The organism is Pseudomonas sp. NPDC087614, from assembly GCF_044743485.1.
Classification (GTDB): Bacteria; Pseudomonadota; Gammaproteobacteria; order Pseudomonadales; family Pseudomonadaceae; genus Aquipseudomonas; species Aquipseudomonas baetica_A.
The window spans coordinates 39,424-56,000 of sequence record NZ_JBIUWN010000011.1 but is presented as its reverse complement, the minus strand read 5'-3'; the positions used below and the strand labels follow the sequence as shown (position 1 = coordinate 56,000).

The 16,577-nt window shown below is 60.7% G+C and carries 15 protein-coding genes and 2 pseudogenes; 4 read left to right on the top strand and 13 right to left on the bottom strand.

What is annotated here, in order from left to right:
• Positions 1-53: 53 nt before the first annotated feature.
• From ACIOWA_RS06815 to ACIOWA_RS06785, 7 genes and pseudogenes are all read right to left on the bottom strand, one after another.
• Positions 54-326 carry a hypothetical protein gene (locus ACIOWA_RS06815; protein WP_339431611.1) on the bottom strand — a complete coding sequence of 91 codons (273 nt, stop codon included), beginning with the start codon at positions 324-326 and terminating at the stop codon, positions 54-56.
• A gap of 20 nt (positions 327-346) precedes the next feature.
• Entirely contained in the window at positions 347-922 is a 576-nt protein-coding gene (locus tag ACIOWA_RS06810; protein ID WP_401158909.1) for a hypothetical protein, read from the bottom strand.
• Positions 919-1,500, bottom strand: coding sequence for an RNA polymerase sigma factor (locus ACIOWA_RS06805; protein ID WP_401158969.1), 582 nt, complete (start codon positions 1,498-1,500; stop codon positions 919-921). The genes ACIOWA_RS06810 and ACIOWA_RS06805 overlap by 4 nt, the downstream gene beginning before the upstream one ends.
• 29 nt (positions 1,501-1,529) lie before the next feature.
• The gene (locus tag ACIOWA_RS06800; protein WP_401158907.1) at positions 1,530-3,209 is read right to left on the bottom strand and encodes a von Willebrand factor type A domain-containing protein; all 1,680 of its coding nucleotides are present in this window, start codon (positions 3,207-3,209) and stop codon (positions 1,530-1,532) included.
• Between the two features lie 128 nt (positions 3,210-3,337).
• A pseudogene (locus tag ACIOWA_RS06795) lies at positions 3,338-3,793 on the bottom strand (OprD family outer membrane porin); the annotation flags it as partial.
• Positions 3,793-3,960 (bottom strand): annotated as a pseudogene (locus ACIOWA_RS06790) (amidase); the annotation flags it as partial. The pseudogenes ACIOWA_RS06795 and ACIOWA_RS06790, both read right to left, overlap by 1 nt.
• A 51-nt stretch (positions 3,961-4,011) precedes the next feature.
• Positions 4,012-5,325 (bottom strand): MFS transporter, encoded by a 1,314-nt coding sequence (locus ACIOWA_RS06785; protein ID WP_401158905.1) that lies wholly within the window; start codon positions 5,323-5,325, stop codon positions 4,012-4,014.
• A 238-nt stretch (positions 5,326-5,563) separates the two neighbouring features.
• Between ACIOWA_RS06785 and ACIOWA_RS06780 the strand changes: the two genes are divergently transcribed.
• From ACIOWA_RS06780 to panB, 4 genes are read left to right on the top strand one after another with little or no spacing between them, the layout of a single operon-like run.
• Complete coding sequence (locus ACIOWA_RS06780; RefSeq protein ID WP_401158903.1) at positions 5,564-6,226, top strand: amino acid--tRNA ligase-related protein; 663 nt, start codon at positions 5,564-5,566, stop codon at positions 6,224-6,226.
• The gene (locus ACIOWA_RS06775; RefSeq protein ID WP_401158901.1) at positions 6,126-6,419 is read left to right on the top strand and encodes a hypothetical protein; all 294 of its coding nucleotides are present in this window, start codon (positions 6,126-6,128) and stop codon (positions 6,417-6,419) included. The genes ACIOWA_RS06780 and ACIOWA_RS06775 overlap by 101 nt, the downstream gene beginning before the upstream one ends.
• The gene (locus tag ACIOWA_RS06770; protein WP_401158899.1) at positions 6,416-6,649 is read left to right on the top strand and encodes a hypothetical protein; all 234 of its coding nucleotides are present in this window, start codon (positions 6,416-6,418) and stop codon (positions 6,647-6,649) included. The genes ACIOWA_RS06775 and ACIOWA_RS06770 overlap by 4 nt, the downstream gene beginning before the upstream one ends.
• Before the next feature lie 43 nt (positions 6,650-6,692).
• Positions 6,693-7,511: a 3-methyl-2-oxobutanoate hydroxymethyltransferase gene (gene panB, locus ACIOWA_RS06765; RefSeq protein ID WP_339431620.1), complete on the top strand. Its 819-nt coding sequence runs from the start codon at positions 6,693-6,695 to the stop codon at positions 7,509-7,511.
• Here the strand turns inward: panB and ACIOWA_RS06760 are convergent.
• The 6 genes from ACIOWA_RS06760 to pgaA all read right to left on the bottom strand — a co-directional run bounded on the left by ACIOWA_RS06760 (position 7,496) and on the right by pgaA (position 16,330).
• Positions 7,496-8,917, bottom strand: a complete 1,422-nt coding sequence (locus tag ACIOWA_RS06760; protein WP_401158896.1) for a PLP-dependent aminotransferase family protein — start codon at positions 8,915-8,917, stop codon at positions 7,496-7,498. The two genes, panB and ACIOWA_RS06760, sit on opposite strands and share 16 nt — an antisense overlap.
• 319 nt (positions 8,918-9,236) lie before the next feature.
• Positions 9,237-9,797, bottom strand: a complete 561-nt coding sequence (locus ACIOWA_RS06755) for a YbhB/YbcL family Raf kinase inhibitor-like protein (RefSeq protein ID WP_339431622.1) — start codon at positions 9,795-9,797, stop codon at positions 9,237-9,239.
• A gap of 161 nt (positions 9,798-9,958) precedes the next feature.
• Positions 9,959-10,486: a poly-beta-1,6-N-acetyl-D-glucosamine biosynthesis protein PgaD gene (pgaD, locus tag ACIOWA_RS06750; RefSeq protein ID WP_401158894.1), complete on the bottom strand. Its 528-nt coding sequence runs from the start codon at positions 10,484-10,486 to the stop codon at positions 9,959-9,961.
• Positions 10,483-11,838 carry a poly-beta-1,6-N-acetyl-D-glucosamine synthase gene (gene pgaC, locus ACIOWA_RS06745; protein WP_339431624.1) on the bottom strand — a complete coding sequence of 452 codons (1,356 nt, stop codon included), beginning with the start codon at positions 11,836-11,838 and terminating at the stop codon, positions 10,483-10,485. Before pgaC ends, pgaD begins: the two co-directional genes overlap by 4 nt.
• Position 11,839: 1 nt before the next feature.
• Entirely contained in the window at positions 11,840-13,837 is a 1,998-nt protein-coding gene (gene pgaB, locus ACIOWA_RS06740) for a poly-beta-1,6-N-acetyl-D-glucosamine N-deacetylase PgaB (RefSeq protein ID WP_401158892.1), read from the bottom strand.
• A gap of 12 nt (positions 13,838-13,849) precedes the next feature.
• Positions 13,850-16,330: a poly-beta-1,6 N-acetyl-D-glucosamine export porin PgaA gene (gene pgaA / locus ACIOWA_RS06735; protein WP_401158890.1), complete on the bottom strand. Its 2,481-nt coding sequence runs from the start codon at positions 16,328-16,330 to the stop codon at positions 13,850-13,852.
• Between the last annotated feature and the right edge of the window lie 247 nt (positions 16,331-16,577).

The window sequence follows — 16,577 nt, the reverse complement described above, 5'->3', positions numbered from 1 at the left end:
ACGACCAAAAGCCATGAGTTGCTGGGTTTCACCGAGCATCCAAACTTCAACCATCACTCCGTCGTCCAATCAAACTCATCGTAATCCTCATCCTCTTCGTCTTCCTCCCCAACCTCCTCTTCAAAGACGTCCTCTTCCTCAAGCACATCCTCTTCCTGCTGGCTCAGCAGAAACTCCTTACGCGCTTCGGTAATCGCGCGGCGCATCTCTTCGCCTTTTTGCGGGCAGTTGAGGAGTTGGGCGATGCGGTCGATTTTTGGTGCCACGGTGTTCTCCAGCGATTCAGCTATGGCCCGATATTGCGCGTTTTTGCGGGGCAATGCCAAATGGCTGGGCGAACAGGCGGTCAGTTCTGCTGGATTTGCTTGAGCCGGGCGTCGAGGTCGGCGTTCGGGTAGCGTTTGTGCAGTTGGTTAAACAGGGTGTCGGCGACTTTTGATTGGCCGGATTCGCGCAGGCGCAGGACTTCGCGCAGTTGTTCGTCGAGGCCGTTGGCGGGGGCGGCGGCGCGTTTGCTGAGTTTGGCTTCGTCGGCGCGGTTGGATTGGCTTTGCATAGGCGCGGCCATTTCCGCCATCGGTGCGGGGGCGGCCAGTGATTGCGCTTCGGGCGCTTGTTTACGGGCCATTGAGGCAGCGGGTTTGGCCGCCGGGGCGAAGTCGAATTGGGGTTGCGGTTCGGGGGCGCGTTGCACCAGTGACAGCATCAGGGCCACGCCGGCGAGGCTGGCGAATGCGACTTGCCAGCGTGGTTTGCGGCAGGCGTCGAGCCAGCGTTGCCACAGGCCTGGCTTCGGTGCCGAGACTTCGCGGTGGGCAGCCTTGAGGATGAACGCGTCGAGGTGCGCGGGCGGTTCAGCATTGTGCTGTTCGCGAACATGTTTGATCACAGGATCTTCGGGTGTCTGGCGGGCGTCAGTCATGTCAGTACCTCCTCGGCCAGCAGCCGACGCAGTTTTTGCTGGGCGTAGCGCAAGCGGCTCTTGACGGTTTCCAGCGGTGTTTCGGTGAGGCTGGCGATTTGTGCCAGGTCGAGGTCGCCGTGGGCGCGCAGTAGGAACACTTCGCGCTGGTCGGCGGGCAGGTTTTGCAGAGCGGTTTCGAGGCGTTGGCTGTCGCGGCTGAGGCTCAACAGTTGCTCGGGATCGGTCGCCTCGTCACTGACAGCGTGGGTTTGCTCATCGTAACTGTCGTGCAGCGGTTGCTGGGCGCCGTGCTTGCGCCAGTGATCGATCAGGCGATTGCGGGCGATCTGGAACAGCCATGTACGAAAGGTCGCCCGTCCTTGTGGCTGACTGGCGCTGCGGATCAGGCTCAACCAGGTTTCCTGAAACACTTCGTCGGCCAGTTCGGGTTTGCCGCTCAAGCCGAGCAGGAACCGATACAAAGCTTGGCGATGGCGGGCGTACAAGATCTCGAACGCCGCGCCGTCGCCCTCGCGGTAGCGCGCCAGCAACGCTTCATCGCTGCTGGCGGTTGAGCTGTCTGGCGAAGCAAACAGCTGACTGATGAAGCCTTTGAGGCGACTCACTATTCAATCCGTCGCTCAGTGGGCTGCGCATTCGATGCGGTTGAAGTGCGCAGGCTCTGCGCCAGTTCGACCAATTGCACGAACTCGTTGCGCAGGCCGAAACGGTCATCGCCTCGCGCGCCACGGGCCAGCGCTTCGGTGTCCTTGAGGCTGAAATCGCCGGTGTAGCGACCGTCCTTGAGTTGCTGGGAAAACGCAGCAACCGCCGCCGCAAAGCGCAGGTCTTCGCTGGCCGGTGCAACCTGATTGGCAATCGGCCGCTCGATCAGCAGACTTTTCCCACCTTCGGGCTGTTGATATCGCACACGCAGCATCGCCAATTCTCCGTTCTTCTGCGCAACAACCGCACGCGATTGACCATAGCGCAGTGGCTCCAGCCAGCCCTTCTCGCCTGCCGGAACAATTTCGTACAGCGCGGTCACCGTGTGTCCTGCGCCGATTTCGCCTGCATCGACTTTGTCATTGCTGAAATCCTCACGCTTGAGTGCACGGTTTTCGTAGCCGAGCAGGCGATATTCACTGACCTGCGCCGGGTTGAACTCCACCTGCAATTTGACGTTTTTCGCCACCACGGCAAGGGTCGAGGCGAGTTGATCGACCAATACTTTGCGTGCTTCGCGCAGGTTGTCGATGTAGGCGTAGTTGCCATCGCCAGCGTCCGCCAGTTGTTCCATCAGGTGTTCATTGTAGTTATCCACACCGAAACCCAGGGTGGTCAGGGAAATTCCGGTTTTACGTTTATCCACAGCCATTTGTTTAAGGCTGTCGAAGTCGCTGACGCCGACGTTGAAATCACCGTCGGTGGCCAGCAGGATGCGGTTGATGCCTTTGGGGATGAACGCCTGTTGGGCCATTTGATAGGCCAGTTCGATGCCCGACGCGCCAGCGGTCGAGCCGCCGGCGGTCAATTGCTCGATGGCGTTACGAATCCTGGCTTTTTCCCGCCCGGAAGTGGGTTCAAGCACTACGCGGGCGTCGCCGGCATACACGACCAGCGACACCCTGTCCTGCTCGCGCAATTGATCGACCAGCAGTTTCAGTGTGCTTTTGACCATCGGCAGACCTTCGCGGCGATCCATCGAGCCGGACACGTCCACCAGAAACACCAGATTGGCCGGGGCCAGTTCTGCCACGGCGCGGTCGGAAGCCTTGATGCCGATGCGCAGCAAGCGTGTGTGCGGGTTCCATGGCGACGCCGCCAGTTCGGTGGTCACGCCAAACGGTGAGCCGTCACTGGGCAAGGCGTAGTCATAAGGGAAGTAATTGACCATTTCCTCCAGCCGCACCGCGCCTTCCGGCGGCAGGCGTCCCTGATTGAGCAAGCGACGGACATTGGCATAGGCGCCCGTGTCGACGTCGGCGCTGAAGGTCGAGACCGGGGTTTGGGCCACGCTGTGGATGGGGTTGTCGGCCAGCGTTTGATATTGCTCACGCGGCTCGTCGCGATAGCCTTGTGGATAACTTTCCCGCGCAGGCATCGCTGCGAAACTGGCAATCGGTGCAGGGCGAACACTGCGCTTGGCCTGCGCACTGTCGGCCAGCATCGCCTCCTGTTGAACCGATGTCCGGGCCGGCGCGGGGACAGCAACGGATTGCGGGTTGGAGGAAACACCGCAACCGGCGATGGACAACAGCACGCTGACCGCAGCAGGTCGCAGAAAAGGCAGGGAACGGGACATGGGGCTGACCTCGGGATGAAATTGATCATTCATCCACTGAGACGGGCCGTCCGTTGCATTCGGGTTAACGCCGTTGAAATATTTCTGCTGTGGATAACGCCGCAGACTTCGCAGCGTTCTCAGCGCATTCAAAACAGGCTGAGCGGTACATTCGCCACCAGACGGAACTCGTCGTAACTGCCGTCGATCTGCCCGCCACTCGCGCGGTGGTTATAGACGATACTGCGCAGCGCCGTATTTTTCAGGGTGCCGGACTGCACCACGTAGGCGAGCATCAAGCCATTTTCGTTGTGCTTGGCACCGTCCAGCCCGCGCACGTTGTAGCCGGTGTTGCGTCCGTCGCGGTCGCCGCTGTAGTGGGTGCCATCGATGCCCCAGCCCTTGGCGTGCCACAGGCTGGCGGTCAGGCCCGGCACGCCGTAGCTGGCGAGGTCGAAGTCATAGCGCAGTTGCCAGGATTTTTCGTTCGGACCGTTGTAGTCCGAGTACAGCGAGTTGGCCATGTAGTTGCCTGTGGACTCCCACACGTAGTCGAAATATTCATCGCCGAACACCTGCTGCCACGCCGCTGTCAGACCGTGGGCGCCTGATCGAGTACGCGCTGCGGATCGAACGCGTACAGCGCATTGATGCTCGGTTCCCAGCGCTCGATGTGCGCCAGCAGGTGATCGTAGTAGTCCAGCGGCGACAACTTACCGCTGGCAAACAAGGCCAGCAGTTGTGCCGCCGACAAGTCATGTAAATCAGTCATCCAATAGCCGTCCGTGCAAAACCATAGTGCGCAGGCTGCAAAATGTCTGCCTTAGCGCTCGGCAACCAGCGTCTGACTGGTTTGAGCCGTATCGCGCCCACCGAAATATGCGGCGCAGGCAACGCCCACCGCGCCCATCACCAGGCTGTACGCCACGCACACCCACGGGCTCCACGGCATCAGCCCGATCAACAACAGCGGTGTGGTGCTCGCCCACAGTGCATAGGCAATGTTGTAGGTAAACGAAATGCCCGAGACGCGGATGTGTGCGGGAAACAGGCTAACCATCACCGACGGCACTGCGCCGACCACACCACACCCCAATCCCGCCAGCGCATACGCCAGCCCCAGCCACGCACCGCCACTGATCAGGCAGCCATAAAGCAGGGCCACGCCGACCGGCAGCAGCACGCTGTACAACATGACCGTGCGCCAGGCGCCGAGCCGGTCGACGATCAACCCGGCCAGCACACAACCGATATTCAGGAAGACAATACCGAGGCTGCTCAGGGCGAATGTATGGCCGGGGCTCATGCCGAAGCTTTTTTGCATGACCGTCGGGGTGATCACCACCAGCACCACCACTGCCGACGTCAGCACGCAGGTCAGAATCATCGCCGGCAACAACATGTGCCGATGCTCGCGCATCACGGTGCGCAACGGCAGTTCGGCGTCAGCCTCACGGCGCGCCTGCAAAGCCATGAACACCGGCGTCTCGCTCAGCCAGCGACGCAGCCAGACACCGATCACGCCGAACAGTCCGCCGAGCAGAAACGGAAAGCGCCACGCGTAATCAAGAATTTCGGCAGGGGTGAATATTTGCGCCAGCAGGGTCGCGGTCAGCGCTCCGAGCAAATAGCCAAAGGTCAGTCCGGCTTGCAGGAAACCCAGCGCATAACCGCGATGACCGGCCGGCGCGTGCTCGGCGACGAACACCCAGGCACTCGGCACTTCCCCACCGACTGCGGCGCCTTGCAACACACGCAGCAGCAACAGCAGCAACGGTGCGAAGTAACCAATCTGAGCGTAGGTCGGCATGATGCCAATCAGCAGGCAGGGCAACGCCATCATCAAGATGCTCAGGCTGAACACGCGCTTGCGCCCCAGCTGATCGGCGAAGTGCGCCATCAGAATTCCGCCGAGCGGTCGTGCCAGATAGCCAGTGACAAAAATGCCGAAGCTTTGCAGCAATCTCAGCCACTGCGGCATTTCTGGCGGAAAGAACAGCTGACTGAGGGTCAGCGCGAAAAACACGAAGATGATGAAGTCGTAGATTTCCAGTGCACCACCCAGGGCTGCGAGGCCCAGGGTCTTGTAGTCAGACCTGGAAAACCAATGGGATCGCGAACCGGTCAGGGCAGTCATGGGCAAACTCTGAATAGACAGATAGAGAAAACGACGCCTGCCAACAAGGGCCCGAACGAACGGCCCCCCAGGTGCGCCAACTGATCAATTTCAACAGCGCGACATCGTCCACGCAAAAGGTCATGTAAACAACCAAACCGAGGCTCTGTGTTGCTTTTTAGCCGAAATCTGTACATTGAGTTTTCTTCCGATTAAACAATAATCAGGCCTGCCTAACTCCCTGAATATCTGGCCAATCATGGAAGAAATTACAAGTAACTTCGCCGATTTTGCTAATCCTGACATAGAATCCATTGCCATCGTCCGGGGACGTGTCCTACAGGCGTTACAACAGTATTTGCTTGAGCGTGACTTCAAACAGTTGATGCCGATTCTGATGTCGCCCATCACAGATCCGCTGAATCACGCGGTGTATCCCGCTGAACTTCAATATGAAGAACGGCGCCTGAAACTGACCGCCAGCATGATCTTCCACAAGCAGTTGGCATTGACCGCCAAAGGCCACGACAAGATCTTTATCGTGGCGCCGAACATCCGCCTGGAAAAGGCCGAGATCAAGGATTCGGAAAACCATTTGCTGGAGTTCTCGCAGTTCGATTTCGAGATCCGCGACGGTGACATGCATCAGGTCATGGCCCTTATTGAAGGCCTGATAAAGCATGTGTTCGCCGAGGTCACTGAAGCACTGCGCCGCCGAACTGTCCCAACTCGGCCGCCAACTGCCGCATTTCGCCACAGCGTTCCCGATCTACAGCTGCGACGCGTTGCGCGCCGAACATGGCGACGACTTCGAGAAGATCATGTCGGCCAAAGCGCACACGCCGTTTTTCGTCACCAACTACCGTCGCGAGTTCTACGATCGCGAAACCCCGGGCAAGCGCGGCACGTACAACAACTATGACCTGATCTATCCCGATGGCTATGGCGAAGCCCTGTCCGGCGCGGTGCGTGAGTTCGAATACAAGCAGATCGTCTACCGAATGAATGAGCTGTCGATGGACCTGCAGCCGTTCGCCAACTACCTGGAAGTCGCCCGGCGCGTCTGGCGCAGTGGCCCAAACGCTATCAGCTGTTGCAACACGCGCGGGGCATGAACCTGATCGCCCACCGCCACGGGCTGTTCGCGCAAGCGCATGTGCGCCAACGCCTGGAAGCCTTGCCAAGTTTTCACAACGCCAGGTTCCGCTTCGCCGAAGGGGCAAGGATTGCCCCCACCGTAGACCTGAACAGCTCACCGGCTGCGGTGTTTCTACTGCACCCACAGAGCGAACGCATCGACGCTGATTACGACGCATGGCGTGGATGGGAAAGGGATGGGTTGTAACCACTGACGCCCCCGACCACGGGGCTTAACAAGGAAGAGAGCCATGAGCCTGCATACCCGAACCAAACGACTTACCGTTCCTCAATTGGTCGCGATGAAGGGGCAACAGAAAATTGTCTCCCTGACTGCCTATACGAGCTGGATGGCCAGATTGATGGACCCTGTTGTCGACTTCATCCTGGTGGGTGACTCGACCAACATGGTCGGACTTGGCCGCCACTCAACGCTGGACATGAGCCTGGAGGAAACCATCGTTTTCACCCGCGCCGTGGTCAGCAGTACCCGGCTGGCCTGCGTAATCGCCGATATGCCGTTTGGCAGCTATCAGGAATCGCCGCAGCAGGCCTACCGCAACTGCGCGCAGGTGATGGCGCGCACCGGTTGCGATGCGGTCAAGCTCGAAGGCGGCGCGGTGTTCGCCGAAACCGTGGAGTTTCTGGTCAAACGCGGCATCCCGGTGATGGCGCATCTCGGCCTGATGCCGCAATACGTCAACACCATGGGCGGCTTCAAGGCCCAGGGCATGAATGAGGCTGGCGCCATGAACCTCGAAGCCGATGCACGCGCACATAGTGAGGCCGGTGCGTTCAGTCTGTTGCTCGAAGGCGTGGCCGAAGGCGTGGCGCGCCGGATCAGCGACTTTTCCCCCGTGCCGACCATCGGCATCGGTGCTTCACCGGCGTGCGATGGTCAGGTGCTGGTGACCGAGGACATGCTAGGGCTGGGCGGTGATCACGTACCGCGCTTCGTCAAGCAATACACCGATGTTGGCGCGCAGATTCGCCAGGCGTGTGAGGCGTTCGCCGACGAAGTGCGCGCCGGCACATTCCCCGAACCCCGGCATTGCTATGGCATCAACTGAGCGCCGGCCATCGAACCTTCATCCTGAATGGCCTGAGTCAGCACTTTCAGTGCGTGGGTGATGTCCTTGCTCCAGTCGATGGTGTAGCTCAGGCGCAAATGATGCTGCCACGCCCCCTGCTGGCTGAAGATTTCGCCGGGTGCAATCACGATGCGTTTGGCCAACAAGCGCTCAAATACCCCGCGCATGTTCACCGGGCGCGTGGCCTCGATCCAGAACGCCGCGCCGCCCTGCGGCGCGACAATGCGTAACTGACCCTCCGTGTGTTCGTGCAGCATGGCTTTCATGCGCTGCATGCGGTCGATCAGCATGCTGCGCAACATCTGCGTGTGTTGGTCGATGCGCCGTGTGGTGTAGAGCTTGGCAATCGCTTTTTGCCGAATCGGCGACAAACGAAAGGCTCGCTCCAGAAACAGCCGATGCAGCTCGGGCCCTTGAAAGCGGCTGAGCACAAAGCCATACGGCGCCTCCGAACCGATGATCTTGTCGAACGTGGAAAACACCAGCAGCCGTTCCGGGTCGGCAAAGTCACGGTAGCGCGCGGCTTCAGGGACGAAGCTGAATTCGCCATAGCAGTCATTTTCGAACAGCCAGACCCGCCGTTCCGCCAGCCAGCGGCAGATCACTTGCTTGTCTTCGGCGGGCATCAGGCTGCCGTGGGGAATGTTCACGGTGGAGGACAATATCGCCAGAGTGATGGGTTCTCGCTGCAACAACGCCTGGACTTTGAGCAAGTCAAAGCGGCCATCGTCACCCAGAGGCACTTCGATGACGCGGATGTTCGCCGCGTGCAGTTGCCGCAGAATCGCCCACGAGCACGGCGATTCCACCAGCGCCACAGTGCCGGTCAGCTTCAACGCCTCAAGGGACAAATCAAGCACGCTGCGCAGATCGGAACCGATGTAAACGTGCTCGGCACGCCAGTAGCAGCGCGTCGAACGGGTGTAACGATCGGCCAGAACACTGCGCAATTCGGTTTCGCCAAACGGTTGATACAGCGGCGCATGCGAGCGCGGGTATTGGCGCGTCAGTTCGCGTTCGGTCATCAATAACGGGTTTTCCAGCGACAGCAGCATGGCCGGGGCATCACTGCTCAGCGCCAGCATTCCCGGTTGCCGGGCGTTGGAGAACACGTTGTCGAGCAGGTTCGGCGAGCCTTCGTTGATCAGCGCGGATGGCATGGCGCGGGTGTAGTAGCCAAGCTTGGGCCTGGCGTAGATACGCCCTTGGTCTTCCAGCAAGGAATAGGCGTATTTGGTCGTGGACACTGACACATTCAAGCGCTGCGCCAATTGTCGCAGCGACGGCAGCTTCTGTTCTCCCTCAGGGCTCGCAGCTTCGATCAGTTCGACGAGATAGCGGTATACGGCCTGATAGGCAAATGTCGAATCTTTATTTGGGTTCATGCTCAATCGCTTTAAATCCTGGTGCGTTAGGTACTGCGCTTACCACGCGCGGTCGGGACCACGGGGAAAACGCTTGCACTCGGCCATCCATGCCAACGCTCGGGCATCGAACGGATGCCCGCAGGTTTGAAAACATCATCAGCAATGGACGTTGCGAAGGGGTGAAGTCGCTATCTGGAACCAGCGGGGTGTTGCGCAAGTTTTCCGCTGGATGAATCACGCACATCATCCATAGGGTAAGCCTCCTGCCCGGCGTCGATCGTCAGGAACAGCGCCGATAGTGCTCGCTTTTATCAGTCGATACCAAGCGCGACCGCATTCAGCGATGATAACGCCGCACCACGCTGCTGTTACGCAGCACATGGCCTTTGATTTTTTCCATCAGTTCGGCGCGGGTCAAACCGGCCGGCAGTGCGTCCGGGGCCAGATCCAGGGCGTAGAGCTGAATGATGTAATGGTGCGCGCTGTCACCGACCGGCGGGCATGGGCCCATGTAGTGGGTGTTGCCCTTGCTGTTGGTACCGCCGACGCCTTGATGGTTCGATTTGGCGCCCACACCGGCCGGAATCTGCCGGGTGCTGGCTTTGATGCCGTAATGAATCCAGTGATCGACGCCCAAACCTTTCTGGCCGTCCGGGTCGTGCATGACAATCGCGTAGCTCAGGGTGCCAGCGGGACCTGCGCTCCAGCTCAGGGCCGGCGACTGGTTCTTGCCGTTGCAGCCCGGCGCATCGCTGGCCGCTGCCGAGGTGAACAGTCGATTATCGGAAACACCGGGGATGCTGAGCGTGAAACGCTCCTGGGCCTGCGCCGGAAACTGCACGCAAAGGGCAACGGCAATGGCCGCCAGCCAAGGGTTGAGAGAGGTCAATCGGGTCATTCCGGGAGCACCTTGTACAGTGAGGCCGTCGTCGGCCTGCAAACTATAGCTGTACCTGCCGTGCCATGGCAGCAGCAAATGCCCGAACCTCGCACCGCGCCGCACACTCACGAGAGCAATACCCGCGAGCAAACCCTGCGCGGTGCCGCCCGTTCAGCGGCTCATGGGCTCAGCCGCTGACGATTGTCGTCGTCCTCGGCATGCAGAAAGATCACGCGCGGGTGCTCCAACGGCGCCAAGGGTGGCGGCAGCTCCGCCAGTTCCACCGGCCGCAAGTTCAGCACCACGTTGCTCACGTCACCCTCTTGATCGTTGTGAATGGTCATCACCCCGGGCGTACGCAGCTTCTGCAAACGCTCGTCGCACAGCTTGAAGCTCTTGCTCAACCCCTCGTCATCGGCCACCGGCGCTGGCAAACGGCGTTGAGCGAAACCGCGGCTTTTGCGCTGTTGGTAACGCGCCCAAGCGATCAGGATCACCGCGTTGACCACCGCCACCCACAGATAAATCTGCAAGGTGGCCAGCGCATCAAACGCCGAGCTATCGATCCGCGGCGCACCTTCGTGGCTTTCGATCAGCGGCCACAACCCTCGCACCATCAGATACAACAGACCAATCCAGGCAATAACGGTAAAGAATGCATCGACCACGACCAGAAACGGCCGCTGGCGAGTCCGGATGATTTTCATTTGATAACCTCCTCTTCATCGTCCCCGATCGGTTTGATACCCCGATCAGGACTGACCCAGCGCGCACGCTTCTGATGTTGACCAAACAGCACCTTGGGGAAACTCACAAGCGTGGTCAGCAAGCTGACTAGCCAGAACGCAATCGGGTACCACACCACCCAGAACATGGTTTTGCCCAGCCCCGGTTCGTAGCGCCGATCAATGATGATGCTGACGGCGAACTGCACGAGGCAGACGAAGGCCAGCAACAACCCGGTAAACGCCGGCGGCATCAGGTGATCCACGGCGATGGCTTCGGGCATGACCACGAACTTGCCGACACCCCAGAAGATCACCGACAGCAGGAAGGTGAACGCCCAACCGGTCGACAAGCAGTATTCGAACAACAGCGGCCACAGATAACGATGGCGGTATTGCCAGATCCCGCGGATGTTCTTGAACAGCACCTCGGCGCCGCCCTGGGCCCAACGCAGACGCTGCTTCCACAAACCAGCGAGGGTTTCCGGCATCAGGATCCAGCACAGTGCGCGCGGCTCGTAGAAGATGCTCCAGTGGTCCAGTTGCAGCTTCCAGCTGATGTCGATGTCTTCGGTGATCATGTCCGGGCTCCAGTAACCGACCCGGTGCAGCGCGGTGCGGCGGAACGCGACGATCACACCCGACACGGTGAAGATCCGCCCGAATACCCGCTGCGTGCGTTTGATCAAACCGATGATCGAGGAGAACTCACCCACCTGCACCCGCCCGACCAGCGTCGAGCGTGTACGAATCCGTGGGTTGCCGGTGACCGCGCCGAGGCGGTTGTTATCCAGCATGGGCGCCACCAGATAGGCCGCCGTGTTCGGCGCCAGCAGCGCGTCACCGTCGATGCACACCAGATATTCGCTGCGCGCGGCGATAGCGCCCATGCGCAGGGCGACTGCCTTGCCCTGGTTTTCTGCCAGGTGCAGAACCCGCAATCGCGGGTCTTCCTTGGCCAGCCGGTCGAGCACTTGGGCGGTGTTGTCCTTGGAGCCGTCATTGATCGCGATGACTTCGATGTTCGGGTAATGCTGGGCCAGCGCCGCATGGATGGTGTCGGCGGCGTTGTCGCCTTCGTTGTAGCAAGGGATCAGGATCGAGATCAGCGGCTCGCCGGCCAGTGGTGGCGGCAGCGTGTCGTCCTTCCAGGGCCAGTGGCGTTCCCAGTGCAGCCAGAAATACAGGCCACCGGCAATCCACAGCCCCGACATGAACAACGGGTAGAAGAACACGAAGTCCATCAGGAACTGCCCGGTGACGAGGAAAATCAGTCCCAGCGGCACGCCAAGAACAAGCGCCAGAACAAGCAGGGCTAACAGTCTATCCAGCATGTCATGGGTTCCATTTGTTGGAGAACGCGGGCCGGACGGTTTTCAGCTCCGGCAGGTTGTCGAGGAAGTTGTCCGGGTAGTAACCGAAACTGGTCGCGCCCTGACGTTTGAGACGGCTCATCCAGTCAGCCAATTGCTGGCTGTCGATGTCGGCCTGGTCCTTTTTCGTCCAGTCCCGTGCCTGCAATTCGAACACCGTGCGATCCAGTGCGCCGGGACGGGCCTTGACCGTGTCGACCAACGCTTCGAGCCACGGCCCGGATTGCGCCTGAGTCTGTTTTTCCATGAGTGGCATGGCCATCGGGGCCGTCCAGTCGTAGGTGGCGAGGAAGTCGTCGAGGTTCTGCGCGTACCACGCTTCGCTCTCGGGATTGAGCATCGGTTCGGCAAAGATGTTGCGCGCGGTCTTCACCTGCGGGCCGCGAATGGCGCGAACCTTGGCCGTCAGCTCGTTGGTGAAATCAATCAGGTAGCGGCTCTTGAAACGCGTCCAGCGCTGCATGGCAGCCGGATCATCACGCAGCGCTGCAATCGAGCCCGGCAAGCCGTTGGCCGCGTAGACTTTGAGCGCCGCCGGGCTGGCGTCTTCGAAGTCCGAGAGCACCGCGTCATCGTGATAGAGAATGCCGTCGACCGACGTCAGGCGCGCCACGTCCTCGTAGATTTCACCGATGATCCGTCGTACTTCAGGGTCGAACGGTGACAAGCGTTGATACTGATCCGGGTCCACCGAGGTGGTGCCGGTTTTTGGGTCCCAACGGGTCACGCGCGGCAGTTTTGAGTCCAGACCAAAACTCAGCACCGGCATCCACGCGAAGACCTTCACATTCGCGCGGGTGCGCAGTTGCCAGGCAACGCGGTCGAAAATGTCCGCACGCATGGGCAGATGGCGGTTGGGGAAGTACAGCGAGTGCACCAGACCATCGCCCTTCGGGTCGCCGAACGCCTGCAGGAACACGGTATTGGCGCCCATGTCGGCCATGCGCTGGATCAGCTTGCCGAGGTTGATTTCCTGCTGCGCCGGGTCCGGGTCGTAGACGTTGTCCAGATCCACATGCACCACCCGCATCACCGCATCGGACTGCACCTCGACGACGCTGCTGGCGAAATGTTCGCCATCCGGGTCAGAGGCGACCAAAAAGCGCGGGCTGCTCATCAGGTTGTCGAGGCTGTCTAGGCCGTCGTTCAGGGTCAGGGCCATCTGATAGCCCTGTTCATCGACCACCGTCAGCGACGTGCCGTCTGCCGCACCGTAAGGCCAGACCCAGACACGCGGCTTATGGCCGGTGACCTTGCGGATTTTTTCCGTGATGGCCGCTACGTCGGTGCGAATTCGCGCCTGAAATTCGGCCTCGGTTTCGTAGCGTTTGGTCTGAGGGTTATAGCCCCGGGTAGCCGCCGCAGGCTGCAGGTTGCCTTGCGGGTTGGCCAGGATGCCTTTGTGGCTGGCATCGGTGTGGGCGGCGATTTCCACCAGCCCGGAGCGCGAGATTTCGCGCACCTGATCCCAGGTCAGAAAGTCGGAGCGAGCACGCGGCGTGCCGGCGAAATCCACCGGTTGATCGAGCGGTGTATCGAGCCAGGTGCCGACTGGCGCCAGCAGCGCATGCCAGTTGTAGGCGCGCAGCACTGGCAACACACGGGTGTAGAAACTGGCATAACCGTCGTCGAAGCTGAGCAGGATGGCCTTGGCTGGCAACTGCGGCCCGCCCTTGCGTGCAGCCATGATCTGATCGACCGTAACCGGCTGGTAATTGTTTTCCCGCAGCCACGCGAGTTGCTCGATCAGGCGCTCGGTACGCACCGCCACCACGGCCTGATCGGGGTCGACATCCTCGACGTCGTGATAGGCGATACCGAGTACGTGATTTTTCGGCCACGGCTTTTCGCTGGCCGCCACCGGGCGCTCGGACGGCGGGGCGAACGCCGGGGCTTGCTGGGCACAGGCGCTGACCAGCAGCACCCCCAGCAGAAGGATGAAACGCGAAGTCAAAGGCATCTTCAAACTCTTCTAGAAGCGGAAAGTGAGGTCGACGAGCAGACGCAAATCGGATTCCCGGTCACCGTCGTAAGGCCGGTTGATCACACTCAACATGCCTCCCACCTCGAATACGTCGTTCCAGGCATAGCGCTGGCCATAACCGAGCAACGCCATGCCTCCGGTGCCCTGGTCGCGCTGGCTGTAAGTGCCTGCCCCGACCTGGAACTGCTGACTCCACGAGGTTTCGTAGCGGTGGTAGAGCACATGATTGACGTTCAGCAGCGGCATGACGCTGAAGTCCGCCTTCGGGTTGAAGTACGGCACGTCTGCGGAGTTGGAGTTGTGGCTGGTGCCGACCTCAAGACCGGCGTCGACCTGCACGTTCGGTGCGCTGTAGAGACCTTCACGCCCGGTCAGCAAGGCTTCGACCCGGTTGTTGCCATCGCTGAAGTGCGAAGGGCTGACGGACAGGCGCCACTCGCGACTTTCATTGGCACGCCAGCGAATGAAGCCGCTGCCGCCATTGGCGGTGATGTCGCTGTTCAAGGCCCGCAGCGGGGTTTGCGCCGACAGGTATTCGAGGCTGGCGCCATACTGCCAGTGGTCGTTGATATCGCGGGCAATCGCCAGTCGTGCGCCGAGTTTGTCGCCGAAACCATAAGCGTGATTGGAAACCTCGGCTTCCAGGCTCATGTCACGGCTGCGCCGCTCCAGACCCACACGCTGGAAACGGTGATGACCGGTGCCTTCGGCGAAGTCGCCGGTGGCATAGCCGACCCCGGCAAACACGCGCCAGTCTTCATCGATCGGCGGGCTGTACAAGGTGCTTTCGATACCGAAATCCTTGCTGCCGGCAACCGCCCCGGTATCGCCGCTGTTGCCGCCGTAAGCCTTGCCACCATAGCTTTCGACACGCAACTGGGCCATGTCATGCACGTCGTGCTGGCGGGCCAGGCGCTGTGCTTGCCGGTTATCCGGGAAGCGCTCGATCACGTCGTCGGTCAGCGCATCCATTTGCCGCCATTGCTGCAACTCCATCGCGGTTTGGGCTTGAGCGATTTCCAGGCCCATATTGCGCGGCGCCATGGCCTCGGTTTCCTTGAGCAGGTTCTCGGCGCGGCGCGGCCAGTTACGGGCCAGGTACAAATCAGCCTGGGCCAGACGCAAACCGATGTTGCCCGGCGCCTGCCCGACCAGCACCTGCAAACGCTCTTCGCCATGGGGCAAATCGGATGCGTAAGTGCCGGCCTGCGCAGCGAGTTGCTGGGCATCCATCCATTCGTCGTTGGGGTTGCCGATGGGCAGACCTTTGAGCTCGATACGCGGGCGCTGAGACTTGGCTGCATCCTCGGCCACGGTTCGGGCTTCATCGGCGCGATCACTTTCGAGCAGCGAGTAATACAGCGCGGTCGTGTCTTCCAGGCGATCACCGACATCGGCGTCCGGTGCCGAAAGCACTTGGCGGTAGAGGTCAGTGGCGATTTCCGGTTCGCGTTGATCCAGATAGGACGACGCCACCCAGCGTTGGGCATAGGTCGGCACCGTCACGCCTTCGGCTTGCAGCTTTTCGTATTCAGCAATGACGTCTGCGGTACGCGCCCGCGCCTTGAGCGCGCCCATGCGGTCGATGCGCCAGCGGATCACGTCGTCGTGAGCCGTCGCGTCCGGTGTCCAGGTGGCGAGCAGTTTGTCGTAATCGGCCAACGCCCGGTCAGCGATCACATAGCGTTCTTTTTCGCTGCGGGTGGCCAACTCCGCCAGACGCACGCGCTCGGCGGCCAGATCGCCTTCGAGGCGACGCAGGGTCACCGGATCGATCAGACCCGGACGCTGATGGGCCAGCCGCAGCGCCGGCTCCGGCAGACGAGCCTTTTGCAGCGCAACCACGTATTCGCGGGCGACTTCAGGTTTGTTGCCGGCGCGAATGAACGCCTGATCGTATTCAAACAGGGCGTCGTAAGGTTTGTTGGCGCGGGTCAGGGCATAGCCCAGGGCGAGGCGGCGTGACGGGTCGTCGGGTTTGGCGGCCACCAGCGCTTTGGCGCGCGAGACCGACTCATCGGGCTTGCCGGCGTCAGCCTGGGTCAAGGCCAGGCCCAGTTGCAGGTCGGCATTGTCCGGCTCCAGCGCCAGTGCCTTGTTATAGACCTGAGTGGCCTGATCCCAACGTTTGAGGTTGCGATAAGCACGGGCGGTGGCGGTCAGCGCCTGAATCGGCAGTACCCGGTCGCGGCCCTGGGTTTCATAAACCTTGACCACTTCGGCGTCGAGCCCGGCCCAACCGGCAATTTGCAGGTGATCGCTGATCTGCCCAGTGGTTGCCAGACCCGGCGGCACCTGACGCAGCACGGTCAGCGCAGGCGTGTAATGCCCCGCACGAGCATCGAGCACCCGTTGATCGTACTCAGTGTCGGCAAGCGCCAGCGCCGGCCACAGCAACTGGCTACAGAGCGCGATTCGAATCCAGGGGCGTAGACCACGATGTAATACAGGACCATCAATACGCGGCATTCGTCAGCATCCTTACATGGCCAGCCGGGTCGTCATGCCCTTTTTGCCCAATTCGTAACGGAGACTGGGTGAAAAACACTCAGCCAAGCTCAGTCGGGCAGTTTTGCACGCAAGCATGGACCAGGATTCAGAACACAATAATTGTTCAGATTCACGGGAACGGCTTAGCCGGGATGCCGAAAAGCCAAACGCCAGACAGCAAAACGCCCGGCGTCTGCGCAATGCAGAGGCCGGGCGTTGCTATTTA

Excerpts from the sequence above, each read along its gene's own strand:
- pgaA (WP_401158890.1), bottom strand. The coding sequence starts at position 16,330 with ATGCCGCGTATTGATGGTCCTGTATTACATCGTGGTCTACGCCCCTGG.
- ACIOWA_RS06785 (WP_401158905.1), bottom strand. The coding sequence starts at position 5,325 with ATGACTGCCCTGACCGGTTCGCGATCCCATTGGTTTTCCAGGTCTGAC.
- ACIOWA_RS06760 (WP_401158896.1), bottom strand. The coding sequence starts at position 8,917 with ATGAACCCAAATAAAGATTCGACATTTGCCTATCAGGCCGTATACCGC.
- ACIOWA_RS06755 (WP_339431622.1), bottom strand. The coding sequence starts at position 9,797 with ATGACCCGATTGACCTCTCTCAACCCTTGGCTGGCGGCCATTGCCGTT.
- pgaB (WP_401158892.1), bottom strand. The coding sequence starts at position 13,837 with ATGCCTTTGACTTCGCGTTTCATCCTTCTGCTGGGGGTGCTGCTGGTC.
- pgaD (WP_401158894.1), bottom strand. The coding sequence starts at position 10,486 with ATGAAAATCATCCGGACTCGCCAGCGGCCGTTTCTGGTCGTGGTCGAT.
- ACIOWA_RS06810 (WP_401158909.1), bottom strand. The coding sequence starts at position 922 with ATGACTGACGCCCGCCAGACACCCGAAGATCCTGTGATCAAACATGTT.
- ACIOWA_RS06780 (WP_401158903.1), top strand. The coding sequence starts at position 5,564 with ATGGAAGAAATTACAAGTAACTTCGCCGATTTTGCTAATCCTGACATA.
- ACIOWA_RS06770 (WP_401158899.1), top strand. The coding sequence starts at position 6,416 with ATGAACCTGATCGCCCACCGCCACGGGCTGTTCGCGCAAGCGCATGTG.
- ACIOWA_RS06775 (WP_401158901.1), top strand. The coding sequence starts at position 6,126 with ATGTCGGCCAAAGCGCACACGCCGTTTTTCGTCACCAACTACCGTCGC.
- pgaC (WP_339431624.1), bottom strand. The coding sequence starts at position 11,838 with ATGCTGGATAGACTGTTAGCCCTGCTTGTTCTGGCGCTTGTTCTTGGC.
- ACIOWA_RS06800 (WP_401158907.1), bottom strand. The coding sequence starts at position 3,209 with ATGTCCCGTTCCCTGCCTTTTCTGCGACCTGCTGCGGTCAGCGTGCTG.
- panB (WP_339431620.1), top strand. The coding sequence starts at position 6,693 with ATGAGCCTGCATACCCGAACCAAACGACTTACCGTTCCTCAATTGGTC.